The 15,984-nt window shown below is 74.3% G+C and carries 16 protein-coding genes; 5 read left to right on the top strand and 11 right to left on the bottom strand.

All coding sequences use genetic code 11. From position 1 onward, the window contains the following. Window positions 1-33: 33 nt before the first annotated feature. The gene (locus QPK52_RS20910) at window positions 34-612 is read right to left on the bottom strand and encodes a TerD family protein (RefSeq protein WP_410538995.1); all 579 of its coding nucleotides are present in this window, start codon (window positions 610-612) and stop codon (window positions 34-36) included. A gap of 157 nt (window positions 613-769) precedes the next feature. Beyond that, window positions 770-2,926: an excinuclease ABC subunit UvrB gene (gene uvrB, locus QPK52_RS20905; protein WP_410538994.1), complete on the bottom strand. Its 2,157-nt coding sequence runs from the start codon at window positions 2,924-2,926 to the stop codon at window positions 770-772. A 194-nt stretch (window positions 2,927-3,120) separates the two neighbouring features. On the opposite strand from uvrB, the gene QPK52_RS20900 reads away from it, so the two are divergent. From QPK52_RS20900 to QPK52_RS20890, 3 genes are all read left to right on the top strand, one after another. Continuing rightward, entirely contained in the window at window positions 3,121-4,158 is a 1,038-nt protein-coding gene (locus tag QPK52_RS20900; RefSeq protein WP_410538993.1) for a glycerophosphodiester phosphodiesterase, read from the top strand. A gap of 99 nt (window positions 4,159-4,257) precedes the next feature. Continuing rightward, window positions 4,258-4,827 carry a methylated-DNA--[protein]-cysteine S-methyltransferase gene (locus QPK52_RS20895; RefSeq protein ID WP_410538992.1) on the top strand — a complete coding sequence of 190 codons (570 nt, stop codon included), beginning with the start codon at window positions 4,258-4,260 and terminating at the stop codon, window positions 4,825-4,827. Between the two features lie 175 nt (window positions 4,828-5,002). After that, on the top strand, window positions 5,003-6,298 hold the full coding sequence (locus QPK52_RS20890; protein ID WP_410540417.1) for an MFS transporter: 1,296 nt from the start codon (window positions 5,003-5,005) through the stop codon (window positions 6,296-6,298). Between the two features lie 36 nt (window positions 6,299-6,334). On the opposite strand, the gene QPK52_RS20885 is transcribed toward QPK52_RS20890, so the two are convergent. Together QPK52_RS20885 and QPK52_RS20880 are read right to left on the bottom strand one after the other, a co-directional pair. After that, the gene (locus QPK52_RS20885) at window positions 6,335-7,051 is read right to left on the bottom strand and encodes a PIG-L deacetylase family protein (protein ID WP_410540415.1); all 717 of its coding nucleotides are present in this window, start codon (window positions 7,049-7,051) and stop codon (window positions 6,335-6,337) included. 97 nt (window positions 7,052-7,148) lie between these two features. Then, a complete protein-coding gene (locus tag QPK52_RS20880) occupies window positions 7,149-7,607 on the bottom strand; it encodes a type II toxin-antitoxin system PemK/MazF family toxin (RefSeq protein ID WP_410540414.1) in 459 nt (152 codons plus the stop codon). 98 nt (window positions 7,608-7,705) lie between these two features. Here QPK52_RS20880 and QPK52_RS20875 point away from each other — a divergent pair, with 98 nt between their 5' ends. Further along, entirely contained in the window at window positions 7,706-8,383 is a 678-nt protein-coding gene (locus QPK52_RS20875) for an AIM24 family protein (RefSeq protein WP_410538991.1), read from the top strand. A gap of 416 nt (window positions 8,384-8,799) precedes the next feature. Here the strand turns inward: QPK52_RS20875 and QPK52_RS20870 are convergent, their stop codons facing one another. The 4 genes from QPK52_RS20870 to QPK52_RS20855 form a co-directional block, all read right to left on the bottom strand. After that, a complete protein-coding gene (locus QPK52_RS20870) occupies window positions 8,800-9,165 on the bottom strand; it encodes a hypothetical protein (RefSeq protein WP_410538990.1) in 366 nt (121 codons plus the stop codon). Window positions 9,166-9,384: 219 nt separating this feature from the next. Then, on the bottom strand, window positions 9,385-10,641 hold the full coding sequence (locus tag QPK52_RS20865; protein ID WP_410538989.1) for a hypothetical protein: 1,257 nt from the start codon (window positions 10,639-10,641) through the stop codon (window positions 9,385-9,387). A gap of 164 nt (window positions 10,642-10,805) precedes the next feature. Further along, window positions 10,806-11,501 (bottom strand): S1 family peptidase, encoded by a 696-nt coding sequence (locus QPK52_RS20860; RefSeq protein WP_410538988.1) that lies wholly within the window; start codon window positions 11,499-11,501, stop codon window positions 10,806-10,808. A gap of 113 nt (window positions 11,502-11,614) precedes the next feature. Continuing rightward, window positions 11,615-12,376, bottom strand: coding sequence for an HNH endonuclease family protein (locus tag QPK52_RS20855; protein ID WP_410538987.1), 762 nt, complete (start codon window positions 12,374-12,376; stop codon window positions 11,615-11,617). Window positions 12,377-12,546: 170 nt separating this feature from the next. Here QPK52_RS20855 and QPK52_RS20850 point away from each other — a divergent pair, with 170 nt between their 5' ends. Continuing rightward, window positions 12,547-13,335: a hypothetical protein gene (locus QPK52_RS20850; protein WP_410538986.1), complete on the top strand. Its 789-nt coding sequence runs from the start codon at window positions 12,547-12,549 to the stop codon at window positions 13,333-13,335. A gap of 103 nt (window positions 13,336-13,438) precedes the next feature. On the opposite strand, the gene QPK52_RS20845 is transcribed toward QPK52_RS20850, so the two are convergent. The 3 genes from QPK52_RS20845 to QPK52_RS20835 all read right to left on the bottom strand — a co-directional run bounded on the left by QPK52_RS20845 (window position 13,439) and on the right by QPK52_RS20835 (window position 15,802). Continuing rightward, complete coding sequence (locus QPK52_RS20845) at window positions 13,439-13,810, bottom strand: tetratricopeptide repeat protein (RefSeq protein WP_410538985.1); 372 nt, start codon at window positions 13,808-13,810, stop codon at window positions 13,439-13,441. Between the two features lie 284 nt (window positions 13,811-14,094). Further along, entirely contained in the window at window positions 14,095-14,700 is a 606-nt protein-coding gene (gene coaE / locus QPK52_RS20840; RefSeq protein ID WP_410538984.1) for a dephospho-CoA kinase, read from the bottom strand. Between the two features lie 124 nt (window positions 14,701-14,824). After that, a complete protein-coding gene (locus QPK52_RS20835; RefSeq protein ID WP_410538983.1) occupies window positions 14,825-15,802 on the bottom strand; it encodes a PAC2 family protein in 978 nt (325 codons plus the stop codon). Window positions 15,803-15,984 lie beyond the last annotated feature (182 nt).

The raw sequence follows: 15,984 nt of genomic DNA, 5'->3' as shown, positions 1-15,984 counted from the left end.
CCCCGCGGCCTCCCCGCGGCCGTCCGCCGCCTGCTACAGCAGGGGGGTGATCGAGGGCATCAGGTCCTGGAAGGTGCGGCCGTTGGCCGCGGTGCCCAGGGCGGTCATCTGCCAGCCGTCGCCCTGGCGGTGGACCTTGGCCATGATCTGCGCGGTGTACTGGCCGCCCCCGGTGAGGGTGTAGCGCGCCAGTTCCTGGCCGTTGGTCTCGTCCACCAGCCGGCAGAAGGCGTTCTGCACCTCGGCGAAGGTCTGGCCGGTGAAGGAGTTCACGGTGAAGACGATCTGGTCGATGTGGACCGGGACCCGCTGGAGGTCCACCAGGACCGCTTCGTCGTCGCCCCCCTGCCCGGCGCCGCCGACGAGGTTGTCGCCGGTGTGGCGCACGGAGCCGTCGTCGCTCACCAGGTGGCGGAAGAAGACGACGTCCACGGGCTGCTGCCCGGCGAAGAGCACGGCCGAGGCGTCCAGGTCGATCTCCTGGGTGCGCCGGCCGAACAGGCCGCGGCGGGGAGCCGCCTGCCAGCCGAGCCCCATCCGCACCGCGGTCAGGGTGCCCCCGTCGGACTTCTGCAGGCTGATCGCCTGTCCCTTGGACAAGTTGACCGTCACGTGCGTTCCCCTCTTTCCAACCGTTGCGATCGGCCGCCGTCTCCGGCGACTGCCACGAACCCTACGCACCGCCGTCGACGGCGCGGACGGGGCGGGCGGGCTTTGTGTCGTTCCTGCAACACTTCCTTACGGTCCTGCCGCCCCGCATCGCCTCACATCACCGCAGGCCCGCCTCCTTCATCTGCCGCAGCTCCTTCTTCAGTTCGCCGACCTCGTCGCGCAGCCGGGCGGCCACCTCGAACTTCAGCTCGGCCGCCGCGGCACGCATGCGCTCGGTCATCTCCTCGATGAGCTCGGCCAGTTCGGCGGCGGGCCGATCGGTGGGCCGGGCGGCCCCGCGGCCCCTGCCGCCTCCGCCCCGTGCGCCGTCGCCGTCCCCGCCGGCCGCGCGGCCGAGGTCGGGCACCGGTGCCTTGGCCCGGCGCTCCTCTCCCGCGCCCGCCTTGCGGTAGCCGCTGTCCAGCAGCTCCCGGGTGTCGACCTCCTCGCGCGCGATCGTCGCCACGATGTCGCCGATCTTCTTGCGCAGGGGCTGCGGGTCGATGCCGTTCGCCTCGTTGTAGGCGATCTGCTTGGCCCGGCGCCGGTTGGTCTCGTCGATGGCCTTGGCCATCGCCGGGGTGATCCTGTCGGCGTACATGTGCACCTGGCCCGAGACGTTGCGCGCCGCACGGCCGATGGTCTGGATCAGGGACGTGCCCGAGCGCAGGAAGCCCTCCTTGTCGGCGTCGAGGATGGCGACCAGCGAGACCTCCGGCAGGTCCAGGCCCTCGCGCAGCAGGTTGATGCCGACCAGCACGTCGTACTCGCCGGCGCGCAGCTCGCGCAGCAGCTCCACCCGGCGCAGGGTGTCCACGTCGCTGTGCAGGTAGCGGACCTGGATGCCCAGTTCCAGGAAGTAGTCGGTCAGGTCCTCGGCCATCTTCTTGGTCAGCGTGGTGACCAGGACGCGCTCGTCCCTCTCGGTGCGGGTGCGGATCTCGTGCACCAGGTCGTCGATCTGGCCGTCGGTGGGCTTGACCACGACCTCCGGGTCGACCAGGCCGGTGGGGCGGATGATCTGCTCCACCACTCCGTCGGAGCGCGACAGCTCGTACTGCCCCGGCGTCGCCGACAGGTAGACCGTCTGCCCGATGCGCTCCAGGAACTCCTCCCACTTCAGCGGACGGTTGTCCATCGCGGACGGCAGCCGGAAACCGTGGTCGACCAGGGTCCGCTTCCGCGAGGCGTCACCCTCGTACATGGCGCCGATCTGCGGGACGGTGACGTGGGACTCGTCGATGACCAGCAGGAAGTCGTCGGGGAAGTAGTCGAGCAGGGTGTGCGGCGGGGAGCCCTTCTCGCGGCCGTCGATGTGCAGCGAGTAGTTCTCGATGCCGGAGCAGGTGCCGATCTGCCGCATCATCTCGATGTCGTACGTCGTCCGCATCCGCAGCCGCTGCGCCTCCAGCAGCTTGCCCTGCTTCTCCATGCGGGCGAGGGTCTCCTCCAGCTCCGCCTCGATCCCCGCGATGGCCCGCTCCATGCGCTCGGGGCCCGCGACGTAGTGCGAGGCGGGGAAGACGAACAGCTCCCGGTCCTCGGAGACGACCTCGCCGGTGAGGGGGTGGAGCGTGGAGAGGGCCTCGATCTCGTCGCCGAACATCTCGATGCGGACGGCCAGCTCCTCGTACACCGGGAAGATCTCGATCGTGTCACCGCGCACCCGGAAGGTGCCGCGGGTGAACGCCATGTCGTTGCGGGTGTACTGGATGTCGACGAAGCGGCGCAGCAGCGCGTCCCGGTCGATCTCCTCGCCGACCCTCAGCGGCACCATCCGGTCGACGTACTCCTGCGGTGTGCCCAGGCCGTAGATGCACGAGACGGAGGCGACCACGACGACGTCGCGCCGGGTGAGCAGCGAGTTCGTCGCGCTGTGGCGCAGCCTCTCGACCTCCTCGTTGATGGAGGAGTCCTTCTCAATGTAGGTGTCCGTCTGCGGGACGTAAGCCTCGGGCTGGTAGTAGTCGTAGTACGACACGAAGTACTCGACGGCGTTGTTCGGCAGGAGCTCGCGGAACTCGTTGGCGAGCTGGGCGGCGAGCGTCTTGTTCGGCGCCATCACCAGAGTCGGCCGCTGGAGCCTCTCGATCATCCACGCGGTGGTCGCCGACTTGCCGGTGCCGGTCGCACCCAGCAGGACGACGTCCTTCTCGCCTGCCGTGACGCGCCTGGCCAGCTCGTCGATGGCCGCCGGCTGGTCGCCGCTGGGCCGGTAGGGACTGACGACCTCGAAGGGCGCCGTCCTGCGTTCGATCTGGGTCTGGGGCCGCATGTCCACCACGTTACGTCCCCCCACTGACAACCGGGGCCGGCTCCCGGACCCCGGCCCGGGCACGGCCCGGCCCGCCACCGGCGGGAGGGCTTTCCGTGAAGCGTTCAGGTTCTGTCCACTTCCCGCCCATGTAACCGGTCACCGATGCCGGAATGCTTCTGGGGTCAGCGCATCGAAGACGTGAGGAGTCCCCCGTGTCCCTACGCCCCGCTGCCACCGTCACCGGTTCACTCGCCGGCCTGTGCGCGCTCGTCCTGACGGCCGTCCCCGCCCAGGCCGCCCCGCAGGCCGCACCGGAAGCCGCGCCGAAGGCCGCACCGGCGGGGGCTCCCCTCCCGATCGCGCACCGCGGAGCCTCCGGCTACGCGCCCGAGAACACCCTGGCCGCCGTCGACGCCGCCCGCGCCCTGGACATCAGATGGGTGGAGAACGATGTGCAGCGCACCAGGGACGGCGAGCTCGTCGTGATGCACGACGCCACCCTGAGCCGCACCACGGACGTCGAGGAGGTCTTCCCCGACCGCGCGCCCTGGAGGGTCGCCGACTTCACCGCCGCCGAGATCGCCCAGCTGGACGCGGGAAGCTGGTTCGACCCGCTGTACGCGGGCGAGCGGGTGCCCACCCTGGAGCAGTACCTGCGGCACCTGAACCGCACCGGCCAGAACCTGCTGCTGGAGATCAAGCGGCCCGAGCTCTACCCGGGCATCGAGGCCGACATCCTGGGCGAGCTGCGCAGCGAGGGCTGGCTGGACCGGCGGCACGTACAGAGCAAGCTGGTCGTCCAGAGCTTCGGAGCCGACTCGGTGCGGGCCGTGCACGACCAGGCGCCGGCCGTCAGGACCGGCTTCCTGGGCACCCCCGCCGTCGAGGAACTGCCGCGGTACGCGCGGTTCAGCGACCAGATCAACCCGCCCCACACCACCCTGACCGAGGAGTACGTGCGGCAGGTCCACGCCCTGAAGGGCCCCCACGGCAAGCCGCTGGAGGTCTTCACCTGGACGGTGAACAGCGCGGGGGCGGCCCGCCGGGTCGCCGCCATGGGCGTGGACGGGATCATCTCCAACTACCCGGACGTCGTCCGGGACGCCACACGGGCCGGCGCCGGGGCCGCGGCCCGGGACGCGGTCCGGGGCGGCGGGCGGGAGGACTCGCCGGGGGCGGCCCGCGAAGAGGCGCTGGAGGAAGCCCGGGAGGAAGCGCGGGAGGCGGCCCGGGAAGCGGGGGCCTCCTGACCTGCCGCCCGCCCGGCCTGCCACCCCGGCCGCCGCCCCCGCCGCGGGCCGATGTGCGCACATCGGCCCGCGGCGGGGCGGCCTCCGTAGACTCGCCCCATGACCGAGACACCGGCCGGGGGCGCGACCGCGGCCCCCGCCTGGACCGTACGGGACACCCCCGTCGGCCCGCTGCTGCTCGCGGCGACCGGCCGGGGGCTGGTGAGCGTCGTCTTCCACGCCGGGGAGCGGACGGTGCGCCGGTCCCTGGCCCGGCTCGCGGCGCGGCTGGGCACCGAGCCGGCTCCCGGCGGGGACGGCGGGGGCGATCCGGTCCTGGCCGAGGCGTCCCGGGAGCTGGACGCGTACTTCCGCGGCGGACTGCGGGAGTTCTCCCTGCCCCTGGACTGGTCCCTGACCTCCGGGTTCAACGGGCGGGTGCTGCGGACGCTGGCCGCCTCCGTGCCGTACGGCAGCACCGTCGGCTACCAGACGCTGGCCGACCGCGTCGGCGAGCCGGGCGCGGCCCGCGCGGTGGGCGTCGCCATGGGATCCAACCCGCTGCCGGTCGTGGTCCCCTGCCACCGGGTGGTGGAGAGCGGCGGGGGGCTCGGCGGCTTCGGCGGCGGGCTGGAGACCAAGCGGGCGCTGCTCGCGCTGGAGGGGGTTCTTCCGGCACCGCTGTTCTGAGCCCCGCGCTCCGGGCCCGTCCGCAGGTCCCGGAGTGCGGGCCCCCGGTTCCCCCTGTGGCGAACCTCGCCTCCCGAGCATCTCCCGCCCGGCTCCCCGGCCGCCTCCGGCTGGCAGACTTCCCCTCGTGAAGGACACCTCCCGGACCGCCGACGCCGCCGACGGGCCCTCGGGCATACCCGGTCCCGCCGACCCCCGCGGCACCGCCGCGGTCCCCCGCGGGGACGACCTGGCCGCACTGCGCCGCCGCACCACCGCCGTGCTCGTGGCCGGCCAGATCCTGGGCGGGCTGGGCGTGGCCACGGGCATCGCGCTGGCCGCCGTGCTGGCCGAGGAGGTCAGCGGTTCCGAGGGGCTGTCCGGCCTGGCCATGACGTCGTCGGTGCTGGGCACGGCCGTGCTGTCCCTGCCGCTCGCCGCCCTGACGGCGGCGCGCGGCCGCCGCGCGGGCCTCGCCCTGGGCTATCTGGTCGGTGCGGTGGGCGGAGGTGTGGTGGTGCTCGCCGCCGTCCTGGGCAGCTTCCCCCTCCTGCTGCTGGGCACGGCGGCCTTCGGTGCGGGCTCCGCAGCCAATCTCCAGGCCCGTTTCGCCGCCGCCGATCTCGCCGAGCCCGCCCACCGCGGGCGGGCCATCTCCACGGTGGTGTGGGCCACGACCGTCGGCGCGGTCCTCGGTCCGAACATCGCCGCCCCGGCCGGGCGGAGCGTCAGGGGCCTCGGCGTCCCCGAGGCGGCGGGCCCGTTCCTGTGGGGCGCGGGCGTCTTCCTGCTGGCCGCGGCGCTGGTGTTCGTCCTGCTGCGGCCCGACCCCCTGCTCACCGCCCGCGCGCTGGCCGCCGCCGACCGGGACGCCCCGGCGTCCGCCGAGAGCCGCTCGCTGCGCGCCGGGCTCCTTGCCGTGGCGGCCTCGCCGAGGGCCCGGCTGGCCCTGGTGGCCGTCGCGGGCTCCCACACCACCATGGTCTCGATCATGGTGATGACCCCGGTCGACCTCGGTCACCACGGCGCCGGCATCGAGCTGATCGGCCTGGTGATCAGCGTTCACATCGCGGGCATGTACGCCTTCTCCCCGCTGATGGGCCGGCTGTGCGACCGCATCGGCCGCGTCTGCGTCGTCTCCGTCGGCGTCGCGCTGCTGGCGTGCGCGGCGCTGGTCGCCGGCACGGCCGACGGCGACCACATCCGGAGCGCAGCGGGCCTGTTCCTCCTGGGGCTGGGCTGGTCGGCGGGGCTCGTGGGCGGTTCCACCCTGCTCACCGACTCGGTGCCGCAGGCCACCCGCGCGGCCGTCCAGGGGTTGTCCGACCTGTCGATGAACGCCGCGGCGGGCGCGGGCGGCGCCCTCGCCGGCCTGGTCGTCGCACAGGCGGGCTACGGCTGGCTCAACGCGATGGGCGCGGCCCTGCTCCTGCCGGTCGCCGCGCTCGCCCTGCGCCAGAGCCTGCGCCCTCCGGCCCAGGACGGCCGGTGACGGGCCCCGCCGCGGCGCGCGGACCGGGCGCGCGGGTCATCCCCTCGGGTACACCTGGAAGGCCACGGCCCGCCGCCCGCCGGTGCGTTCGGCGAGCATGCCCATCACGCCGGTGACGAACTCACGGGCGTACTCGGCGGGTTCCTGGTCGCTGAGCGCCCCGATGTACGCGCGGTGCTCGGCGAGCGAGGCGACGGCCCGGTCCACGTCCTCCTCCGTCACCTCCACGGCGTGCGTCGGCTGCGGCGACCCCGCGACCGCCACCCAGCGCACGCCGTCCCAGGGCTCCAGGCCCTGGCCGGCCAGGTCGGTGAAGATCCAGCGGTTGCCGGCGTCCCCGGCCGCGTCCAGCACCGCGCGGCCGACGGCCCGGTGGTCGGGGGTGTTCCAGTTGACGCCGCCCCAGGTCTCGTGGTGGTTGAGGGTGACGACCAGTTCGGGCCGGTGGCGGCGGATCGCGGCGGTCAGGTCGCGGCGCAGGGCGACGCCCTCCTCGATGACCCCGTCCCGGTGGTCCAGGAACTCCACCCTCTCCACTCCGACCACGGCCGCGCTCGCCCGCTGCTCCTCCTCCCGCACCCGGGCCGCCCGCTCGGGCTCCATGGTGTCGATCCCGGCCTCGCCCCGGGTCACCAGCAGGTAGGCGACCTCCCGCCCGGCGGCGGTCCACCGCGCGATCGCGGCGGCGGCGCCGTACTCCAGGTCGTCGGGGTGCGCGACGATCGCGAGCGCGCGGTTCCAGTCCTCGGGCATGGGGCTGAGCCGACCGTCCACGGTGGCGTCCACGGTGGCCTCCTTCGCGGCAGCGCTGTGAGTCGGTTGTGCCGTACCGGGCCAGTATGCGCCCGGGTCAGCGCCAGCCGTACCGCCGCTGGAGGCTGTGCACGACCCGGTTGAACCTCGCCCGGTCCAGCGCGCAAGCCTCGCGCCGCATCCCCTGCGGGTGGACGCGCAGCACCCGGTCCAGGTCCACCCACGAGTCGCGCCCGGAGCGGTCCCAGGGGCCGGAGCCGAGCGGCACCCGGTCGTGCTCGCCCTCCCGCCGCCTGCTGGAGAGCTGGACGGCCAGCAGGGTGCCGGCCGCCTCGCGCGCCACGACCAGGACGGGCCGGTCCTTGCCCCGTCCGTCCATCTCCTCGTACGGCACCCAGGTCCAGACGATCTCGCCGGGGTCGGGGTCGCCGTCCGGATCGGGCGCGTAGAGCGTCCGCACGGCGCCCACCTCCTCCACCCGCGCCTGTGTCGTCGCGGTCGGCCCCCTGCTCCCCGGAGCGGGTCCGGGCCCGTCGGCCGCCCTCACCTCGTCCATCGCCATGGGCACACGCTATCGGCACCGCCTCCGCCGCCGGCCGGCCGGGCCGAGCGCGGCGCCTTGGCGGGCTGCGGGGTTTTGGGGAGCATGCGTCCATGCGCAGCGATCTCTTCACCTCCGAGAACATGGTCCGGCCGACCACCGCCCCCGGCATGTCCCTGCAGAATCCGCAGTCGATCCGGTACGTGGTGGACGGCGAGTGCTACGCCCGGCAGGGCGCGATGATCGCCTTCCGGGGGGATCTGAGGTTCGAGAGGAAGGGGCAGGGGGTGGGGAACTTCCTCAAACGCTCCGTCACCGGCGAAGGGCTCGCCCTGATGTCCGTCCGCGGCCGGGGCGAGGCCTGGTTCGCCCACGACTCCGCCAACTGCTTCCTCGTCGACATCGACCCCGGCGACAGCCTCACCGTCAACGGGCGCAACGTCCTCTGCTTCGACGCGACCCTCCGGTACGACGTGAGGATGGTCAAGGGCGCCGGCATGGCCGGCGGCGGCCTGTTCAACAGCGTCTTCACCGGGGAGGGCAGGCTGGGCGTGGTGTGCGAGGGCACCCCCATCGTCATCCCCGTCTCCCCCGGCGCCCCGGTCTTCGTGGACACCGACGCGGTCGTCGGCTGGAGCGCCCGGCTGAACACCTCGCTGCACCGCTCGCAGAGCTTCGGCTCGATGATCCGCGGCGGTTCCGGCGAGGCGGTCCAACTCAGGCTGGAGGGCGACGGGTTCGTGATCGTGCGGCCGAGCGAGTCGCGTCCGGGCGGCCAGGCGTCCGGCTGACGCGGCCTTCCCGCGCGGCCTGCCGACGCGGCGGCGGTCCCGTGCGCCGCGGGGCGGGTGTGCCGGTACTCACACGGCACACCCGGGAAAGGGCCGGGGCCGATACGGTGTGAGTGTGTTGTCTTCCCCCCGCTTTCCGTCCCCGTCCCCGCACAGGCTCTGCTGTTTCAACGGGTCCCTCCACCGGTACCCCTTCCGGGCGCGGTGCCGTCCGGCGGCCGGGAGGGAACACGCCGGGCGCCCGCCGGTCAGGGCCGGGGCGGAGTCCGGGCGGACGGTCCTCTGCCCGCGGCTGTGCGGCCACCTGCCGCCTCCGCCGCCTCCGGCGGCCCACTGAGACCGCCGCGTGCGACGGCCCGGCAGGGCGCCGCACGCGTGCGGCGCCCTGCCGGGCCGGGCCGTCTCCGGGGCACGGCTCAGGAGTACGGGCAGTGCCGGACGCCGTCGAGGTACAGGCAGCCTCCCTCTCCCGTCCGCCAGGTGTACGCCTTCGGTTTCCCCTCCTCGGGGAAGGTCACGAGCGTGCTGTCCCTGACCTCGTAGCGGCCCGTGACCCTGGCCGTCCCGACCTCCTGGGTGAAGACGCCGTCCTCGTAGAAGCTGAAGACGGTGGTGTCGAAGTTGACGGACCGGTCGGTGCTCCAACTGCCCACCAGTTCCGGGGGGACGGACCGGCCGACGGCACCGGCCTCCCCGGCGGCGCCGCCGCCCGGTCCCCCGGTGCCGTCCGTCTGACCGCAGCCGCCCAGCAGCAGCACACCGGCCGCCGCCAGTGCGGTCACAACCGTTCGCCGTGTCGTGCCCACGACCCCCGCCTCCAGTCCGCTCGTTCGGCGACGCACGGTACCCTCGCCGTCACTGCGGCGATGGCGGTGTGCGGGGATACGGCCGTCCCTCCGGGAAAGTCGGTCAGTTCGTCTCCCCGTCCGGGCGTCTGTCGGCGTACGCCGTCTACGACCGCGGCGAGGCGCCCCCTGCGGCGGTGCGGCGGGCGGGGGGTCTCAGCACCATCCGCTGATCGGGCCGTTGACGCCCGACCACACGTAGGCGTCGCTGATCCAGGTGCCGTCGCTCAGCCTGTTCCACAGGCTCGTGGTGCCGTAGCGGCCGGTGTGCGCGGTGCCGTTGGCGGAGCAGGAGACGGTGACCGTGGCTCCGTCCGCGGCCGATCCCGAGACCGCGTAACCGGTCCCGGGGCCGGTGCGCTTGTTGACGTATGTGCCTCCGTTGGCGTCGACCACGGCCTGGTTCAGGCCCAGCGCGCCGTAGTTGTACAGGGTCCCGCCGGCGTTCACCCGCCGGCTGCCGTGCATCGCCGATCCCTGGTAGGCGGCGGAGCCGTTGTAGATCACCCACTTGCCCAGGTTGTGGCCCGCCACCGGGATGTACGAGCCGTTCTGGATCAGGCCGAAGTGGACGTGGCGGCCGTAGGCGGCGCCGCCGCAGGTGACGTCCGTGCCCGTGTAGCCGAGGAAGGCGCCGGCGCCGACCCAGCCGCCGTTGGTGTTGATGTTGTTCCACAGGTGGTAGTAGTCCGTGGCGTAGCCGCGGTCGTGGACGACCCTGATCCAGCCCCGGCACATGGTGTAGGCCGTGCCCTGCCGGGCCGCGCGCACCACCTCGTCGCCGCCGGCGAAGTCCAGCGAACTCCACGGCGCCGCGCTGCCGCTCCAGCCGTGCGGGCCGCCGGTCATGACCGTGCCGGCGCCGACGGTCGTCGGCAGCGCCATGCCGGTGCGGTAGTCACCGGCGCCGTACACCACCGCCCCGCCGGCGTCCCGGCCGCCCTCCTCGGAGGGCTTCGCCCGCCTGCCGTCGAGCCGGGCGAACAGGGGCTTCTCCTCGGCCTTGACCAGCGGGGAGCGCCGGGAGAGCTCGGCGAACCGCTCCTCGCCCTCGAAAGCGACCCGCCATGTCCCGCCCTCCCGCTCGGCGTGGAACAGCCAGCCCACGGGCATCCGCTCCGAGCCGGGCTCGGTCGCCAGCACGGCCGTGCCGAAGGCCCACCCTCCCGTGCCGCGGGTGACGTTGACGCGCGTAGTGTCGTGCGCGGCCGCGGCTCCGATCTCGGCGCGCCCGCGTTCGACGAGGCGCTCGGCGACGGCCGCCTCCGGGCCGGCGTCCCGCCGGTCGGCGGGGGCGGCCCCCGCCGGGGCGGCCAGGGCCAGCGTTCCCGCCAGGGTCAGCACAGCGGTGGTGATGCCGGCGGTCCGCCGGGTTCCGGGTCTTCTCCAGCCGAACATGCGATAGCCGAACACGCGGTCCTCCTCGGCAGCCGGAGGCGCCGCTTGTGACGGCACCCCCGATTTGAATGGACACCGTCAAGTTAGAAGGTGTCGCGGCCGCTGCCAAGTACGCCTCGGAGGAATCCGGCCGGCCTGCCGGCGCCGCGGGGCCTTCCGCCGGAACGCTCCGCCGGCGTTCAGCGCATGCTCAGCCCGTACGCTGCCAGGACCTCGACGACGGGCTGGTAGTACGTGCCTCCGCCGTAGACGCAGCTGCCACCGCCGCCCACGATGACGCCGAGGGCCGTGCCGCCCGAGAAGGCTGGGCCGCCGGCGTCGCCCGGCTCCGAGCAGGCGTTCGACCTGAACAGCCCGTGAACGGCGCCGCCGCCGTAGTTGACCGTGAGGTTGACCGCGGTGACCGTGCCGCAGCGCAGCCCGCTGGTCCGGCCCGCATGGCAGACGGACTGGCCCACGCGGGGGGCGGCGGCCCCGGTGATGCTCCGGACGGCCCCGCCGCCCAGGTTCACCTCGGGAGGGTAGGACAGGGAGGTGTTGGTGTAGCGGATGATCCCGTGGTCGTCGCCGGGAAAGCTGCTGCCCGCGGTGGTGCCGACCGGCACGGTCCGCGCCGCGTCGGCGTACCAGGTGGTCGCCCCGCCCGCGCAGTGGCCCGCGACGAGGCCGTAGTACGCGTCACCGCCGCGGGCGTTGAAGGCCACCGTGCAGCGGCGGCCGTCACCGCCGTACAGCACGTCTCCGCCGCGCACGGCGGTCGGCGCCGCCGAGACGGCCGGGGCGGGGGCGGCAAGGGCCGCGGGGGCGGCGAGGAGCACGGCGGCGAGGGCGGCCAGTGCCGTCAGGACGGTCACGGGAACGGGTGGGCGTCTCATGGTTCCTCCCGGTGCGGGCGGTGCCGGTGGATGCTGTCGTCACCCCATGCTGGGGAGGACCGGCCGCTCCCGCCAGACCGCCCGCCCCGGCCGCCCGTCCCGCGCAGCGGACCTCAGCCCCCGCACTGCCGCAGCATCGTCTCCTTGTCCGCGGCCGTCACCGGCATCTCGTACTCCAGGGCGACCTGCGCGAAGCGCACCGCGTAGGCGCAGCGGATCGCCTTGCTGGGGGGCAGCCAGGAGGCCGGACCGGAGTCGCCCTTGGCCGAGTTGGCGCGGCCCTCGACCGGCAGCAGGTTCAGCGGGTCGTTGGCGAACCGCTCCCGCTTGTCCTCCGGCCAGCGTGCGGCGCCCATCTGCCAGGCGTACGACAGCGGCACCACATGGTCGATCTGCACCTCGGCGGCGTCCTGCTTCTTCCAGGCGATCTCCTTGCCCGTGTACGGGTCGGCCAGCGTCATGGAGACGACCACGCAGTCGGAGCCGGAGCGGAACCGCAACTCCTCGCCGTCGCGGGCGAGCAGGTCGTTGCGGGTGTCGCAGCCGTTGCGCGCCAGCGGCACCCCGTCGGCCGTGTCCATCCACGCGTAACCGAACTCGTCCCGGTCGTAACCCGTCCTGGGCCCGCGCCCCTTGGTCGCCAGCTCCGACACGATCTCGCGGGCCCTGGCCCGGTCCGCGGAGGAGACGGGCGCCAGTCCCGGCCCGGTGCCGTCCTCGTTCTCCAGCGGGCTGACGGCGCGTCCGGCGGACGCGCCGGACTCCGGCCCCGGGGACGGTCCTTCGAGGTCGATCGACTCGCAGCCCGTCAGGGACAGGGCGGCGCTCAGCGCGAGGGCGGCGGCGGGAAGCGGGCGGAGGTCTCGTATCGGCACGGGCTGTCCAGGGGTCGGGGCGGGTGTACGCGATGGGCCCGCCGCTGCGGACAGCGCCGGCCCACCGTCCATCCTTCCCCGGCGCCCCGGGCGAAATCCGATTGCCCTCCCCCGGCGGGCGGAGGACGGTAGGGGGCTGTCGAAGCCGATCGATCCCACGGGGGTACCTCATGACCAGTCACTTCGGAGCCATCGGCCTCGAGGTGGGCGACAGGCAGGAGTACGGCGAACTGCTGCGGCGACTGTACGCCCTCGGCCGTGCGGAGCCCGTCGGCGGGGGTGCGGTGCGGGTGGTGTGGACCGGCGCGGGCGGCGCACGTGTCGAACTGGAGATCGACGGCGAGGGCTCGCTGGCGTACGTCCTGCCCGCCCTGGTGCCGCGGGGGGCGCCGGTGCCGGTGCGCGGCATCGCCCTGGCCCCGGACGGGGTCGCGCACATGGAGCTGCTGGACGGCGAGGGCGGGCGGATGCTGTGCCCGCTGCCGGTGGAGCTGACCGACCGCGCGGAGCTGCGTGCGCTGGGGCGGGAGGAGGGTGGCGCACCCACCGAGGGGCTGGTGCGGCTGAGCGCGCTCGCCGAGCGGATCGACCTGTACCCGGACCGGGCAGCGTACGACGCGGCGCAGCGGGGGCGCGAGCCGGGGTTCGCGCCGGAGTACCTCATCCCCTCCGGGCTGTTCCGCCCCGACGACGCGGGCCGGGAGTGGGCCCCTGTGGCACACGCCCTGTTCGCGGGCGGCGTGGTGGCCGCCGAGCGCACCGAGAGCGAGATCAGCGGCGAGGTCTTCCACCGGCTGAGGGTGCGGACGCTCGGCGGGATCGAGGTGGACGTCGCCGCCGCCGGCGCCCAGCTCCCGCACGCACCGGCGCCCGGCCGGTGGGCCGGCCGCTGGGTGGAGGGGGCCTTCTTCATGACCGGCTCGCTGGGGCTGGGGATGCCCCGGGAGGCGGACCGGTGAGGGAACGCGGACCGCCCGCCGCGGTGTCCGCGGGTGCCGCGGCGGGCGGGCTCGTACGGCCGTCGAACGGCGGACGGGCGTCCGGGAGGGCCTCGGGCGGCGGTCAGACGGCGCGGTCGCCGAAGCGGGCCGCCTCCCAGAAGTCCGGCCGGGGATCCAGCGCCGCCGCCAGGCGGAAGTGGCGCAGCGCCTCGCCGTCGCGGCCGGCGCGCTCCAGGGTGCGGCCGAGGGCGAAGTGCGCGAAGGAGTTGTCCGGCTCGCGTTCCAGGACCACCTGGAACTCCTCCTCGGCGGCGCGCAGCTGGGCGCTGAGGAAGAAGGCGCGGGCGCGCAGCAGACGGACGGAGGTCTTCTCCGGGAAGGCCGTGACGACGGACTCCAGGAGCTTCAGCGCGCCCCTGGGGTCGCGGGCGGCCAGCAGCTGCTCCGCGGCACGGTACTGGATGACATGGGTCTCGGGCGTGGTCTCGTGCACGTCGACGCCTCCTCGACCGGGATCGGCCGCGTCGCACCGGCCGCGGGATCACGGGTCCTTCGGGTACGGATAGTGGTTCCGGGGGCGTCACGGAACGTCCGGGGACGTCCCTTGACGTCGTGGTGTACCGCCACGGCAACGCGCCGCCGCACGGGCGTATTCCCCGTCCGCCCTGGCGGAGGGATTCTTCCCGGCGCCGGGACCGGCCAAGCGCACCGCCGCGGCCGCGGACCGCCGGCCGGGCCCGCGCCCGTACCCGCCACGCCCGTGCTCGCCGTTCTCGTTCAGGTCCTCTCGCCGGCGCGCTCCCCCAGCCGCCGCCAGACCTCGGCGACCTGGGGCTCCAGCTTCTCCAGGGGGCCGTCGTTGTCGATGACGATGTCCGCGACCGCCAGCCGCTGCTCGCGCGTCGCCTGGGCGGCCATCCGGCCCCGGGCGTCCTCCTCGTCCATGCCGCGCAGCCGCACCAGGCGGTCGAGCTGGGTGGCCGGGGATGCGTCGACGACGACCACCAGGTCGTACAGGGGTGCCAGACCGTTCTCCGTCAGCAGCGGTACGTCGTGTACGACCACCGCGTCCTCGCCGGCCGCGCGCTGGAGTTCGGCCGAGCGCGCCCCGACCAGCGGATGGACGATGGCGTTGAGCGCCTTCAGCCTCTCCGGGTCGCCGAAGACGATCGAGCCGAGCCGGGGCCGGTCCAGGGTGCCGTCCGGGGCGAGGACCTCCTCGCCGAACTCGGCGACCACCGCGGCGAGCCCCTCGGTGCCCGGCTCGACGACCTCGCGGGCGATCCGGTCGGCGTCGACGATCACGGCGCCGTACTCGCCGAGCAGCCGCGAGACCTCGCTCTTGCCCGCGCCGATTCCGCCCGTCAGCCCCACGGAGAGCATGGCCGCGCCTCCACATGTGTCCGTCCCCGCACCGAGCCCCGCGTCAGGAGGCGGGGCCGTGTGCCGCGTGCGGGATCGCCCGCGGCGGCTGCCGTCACCCTACCCAAGCGCGGGCGGCCCCCGGTCAGGGCCGGGGGCCGCCGGTGTCCCCGTCCCCGGTTTCGCCCCCGCTCTCGCGCTCGGCCAGGAAACGCTCGAAGACCTCTCCCAGCTCCTCGGCGGAGGGCAGTTCGGCGGGCTCGGCGACCAGGCTGCCTCGGGTCTCGGCCCCGGCCACGGCGTCGTACTGCTGCTCCAGTCCGCGGACGACCGCGACCAGTTCGCCGTCCCCCTCCGCGAGCTGCCGCTCGATCTCCTCCCGCACGCGCTGCGCGTCCGTGCGCAGCGCGTGGGTGATCTCCGGCAGCACCAGCCCGGTGGCCGCGGTGATCGACTCGATCACGGTCAGGGCGGCCTCGGGGTAGGTGGAGCGGGCCACGTAGTGGGGGACGTGCGCGGCGAAGCCCAGCACGTCGTGGCCGGACTCGGCCAGCCGCAGCTCCAGCAGCGAGGCGGCGCTGCCGGGGACCTGCGCCTCGTCGAAGGGGCTCTGCCGCGCGGGGGTGAGGTCCAGGCGGTTGCCGTGCGGGGTGAGGCCGACGGGGCGGGTGTGGGGCACGCCCATGGGGATGCCGTGGAAGCCGATGGACAGCCGCACGCCGAGCCGCTCGACGATCTCGCGCACGGCGGCCGTGAACCGCTCCCACTCGACGTCCGGCTCGGGGCCGGACAGCAGCAGGAAGGGGGTGCCGGTGTCGTCCCGCAGCAGCCGCAGTTCCAGCCGGGGGGTGTCGTAGGACGCCCAGTGGTCGCGCCGGAAGGTCATCACCGGGCGGCGGGCGCGGTAGTCGATGAGGCGGTCCGCGTCGAAGCGGGCGACGGTCGTGCGCGGGCCGCGGTCCAGCAGCCCCTCGACGATCTGCCCGCCGGTCTCGCCGGCGTCGATGAACCCCTCGAAGTGGTAGAGCATGACGGGTCCGGCACCGCCCTGCTCGCCGACGGCCGCCTCGGCCTCCGCCAGGCCGGTCGGATCCCATGCGTACAAACCCTGCGGGTCCAGCACCTTCGCCGCTCCTCCGTGTCGCTTCCGTCTGTCGGCAACGTCCGCCGCCGCATGCGCATTCCCCTGATCGGGTGACCGGAAGGCCTCTCCGGCAAGCATCGTGCCATCTCCGGCACGGTCTCCGGCAGCGGGGCCCTGCGGCGTCCCCGGGCGGGGACGCCGCAGGGCCCCTCCCCGGGCGG

This window comes from Streptomyces sp. KL2 (genome assembly GCF_046529545.1).
GTDB lineage: Bacteria > Actinomycetota > Actinomycetes > Streptomycetales > Streptomycetaceae > Streptomyces > Streptomyces radiopugnans.
The sequence above is the reverse complement of the archived record's forward strand: the minus strand, read 5'-3'. Positions and strand labels throughout refer to the sequence as shown.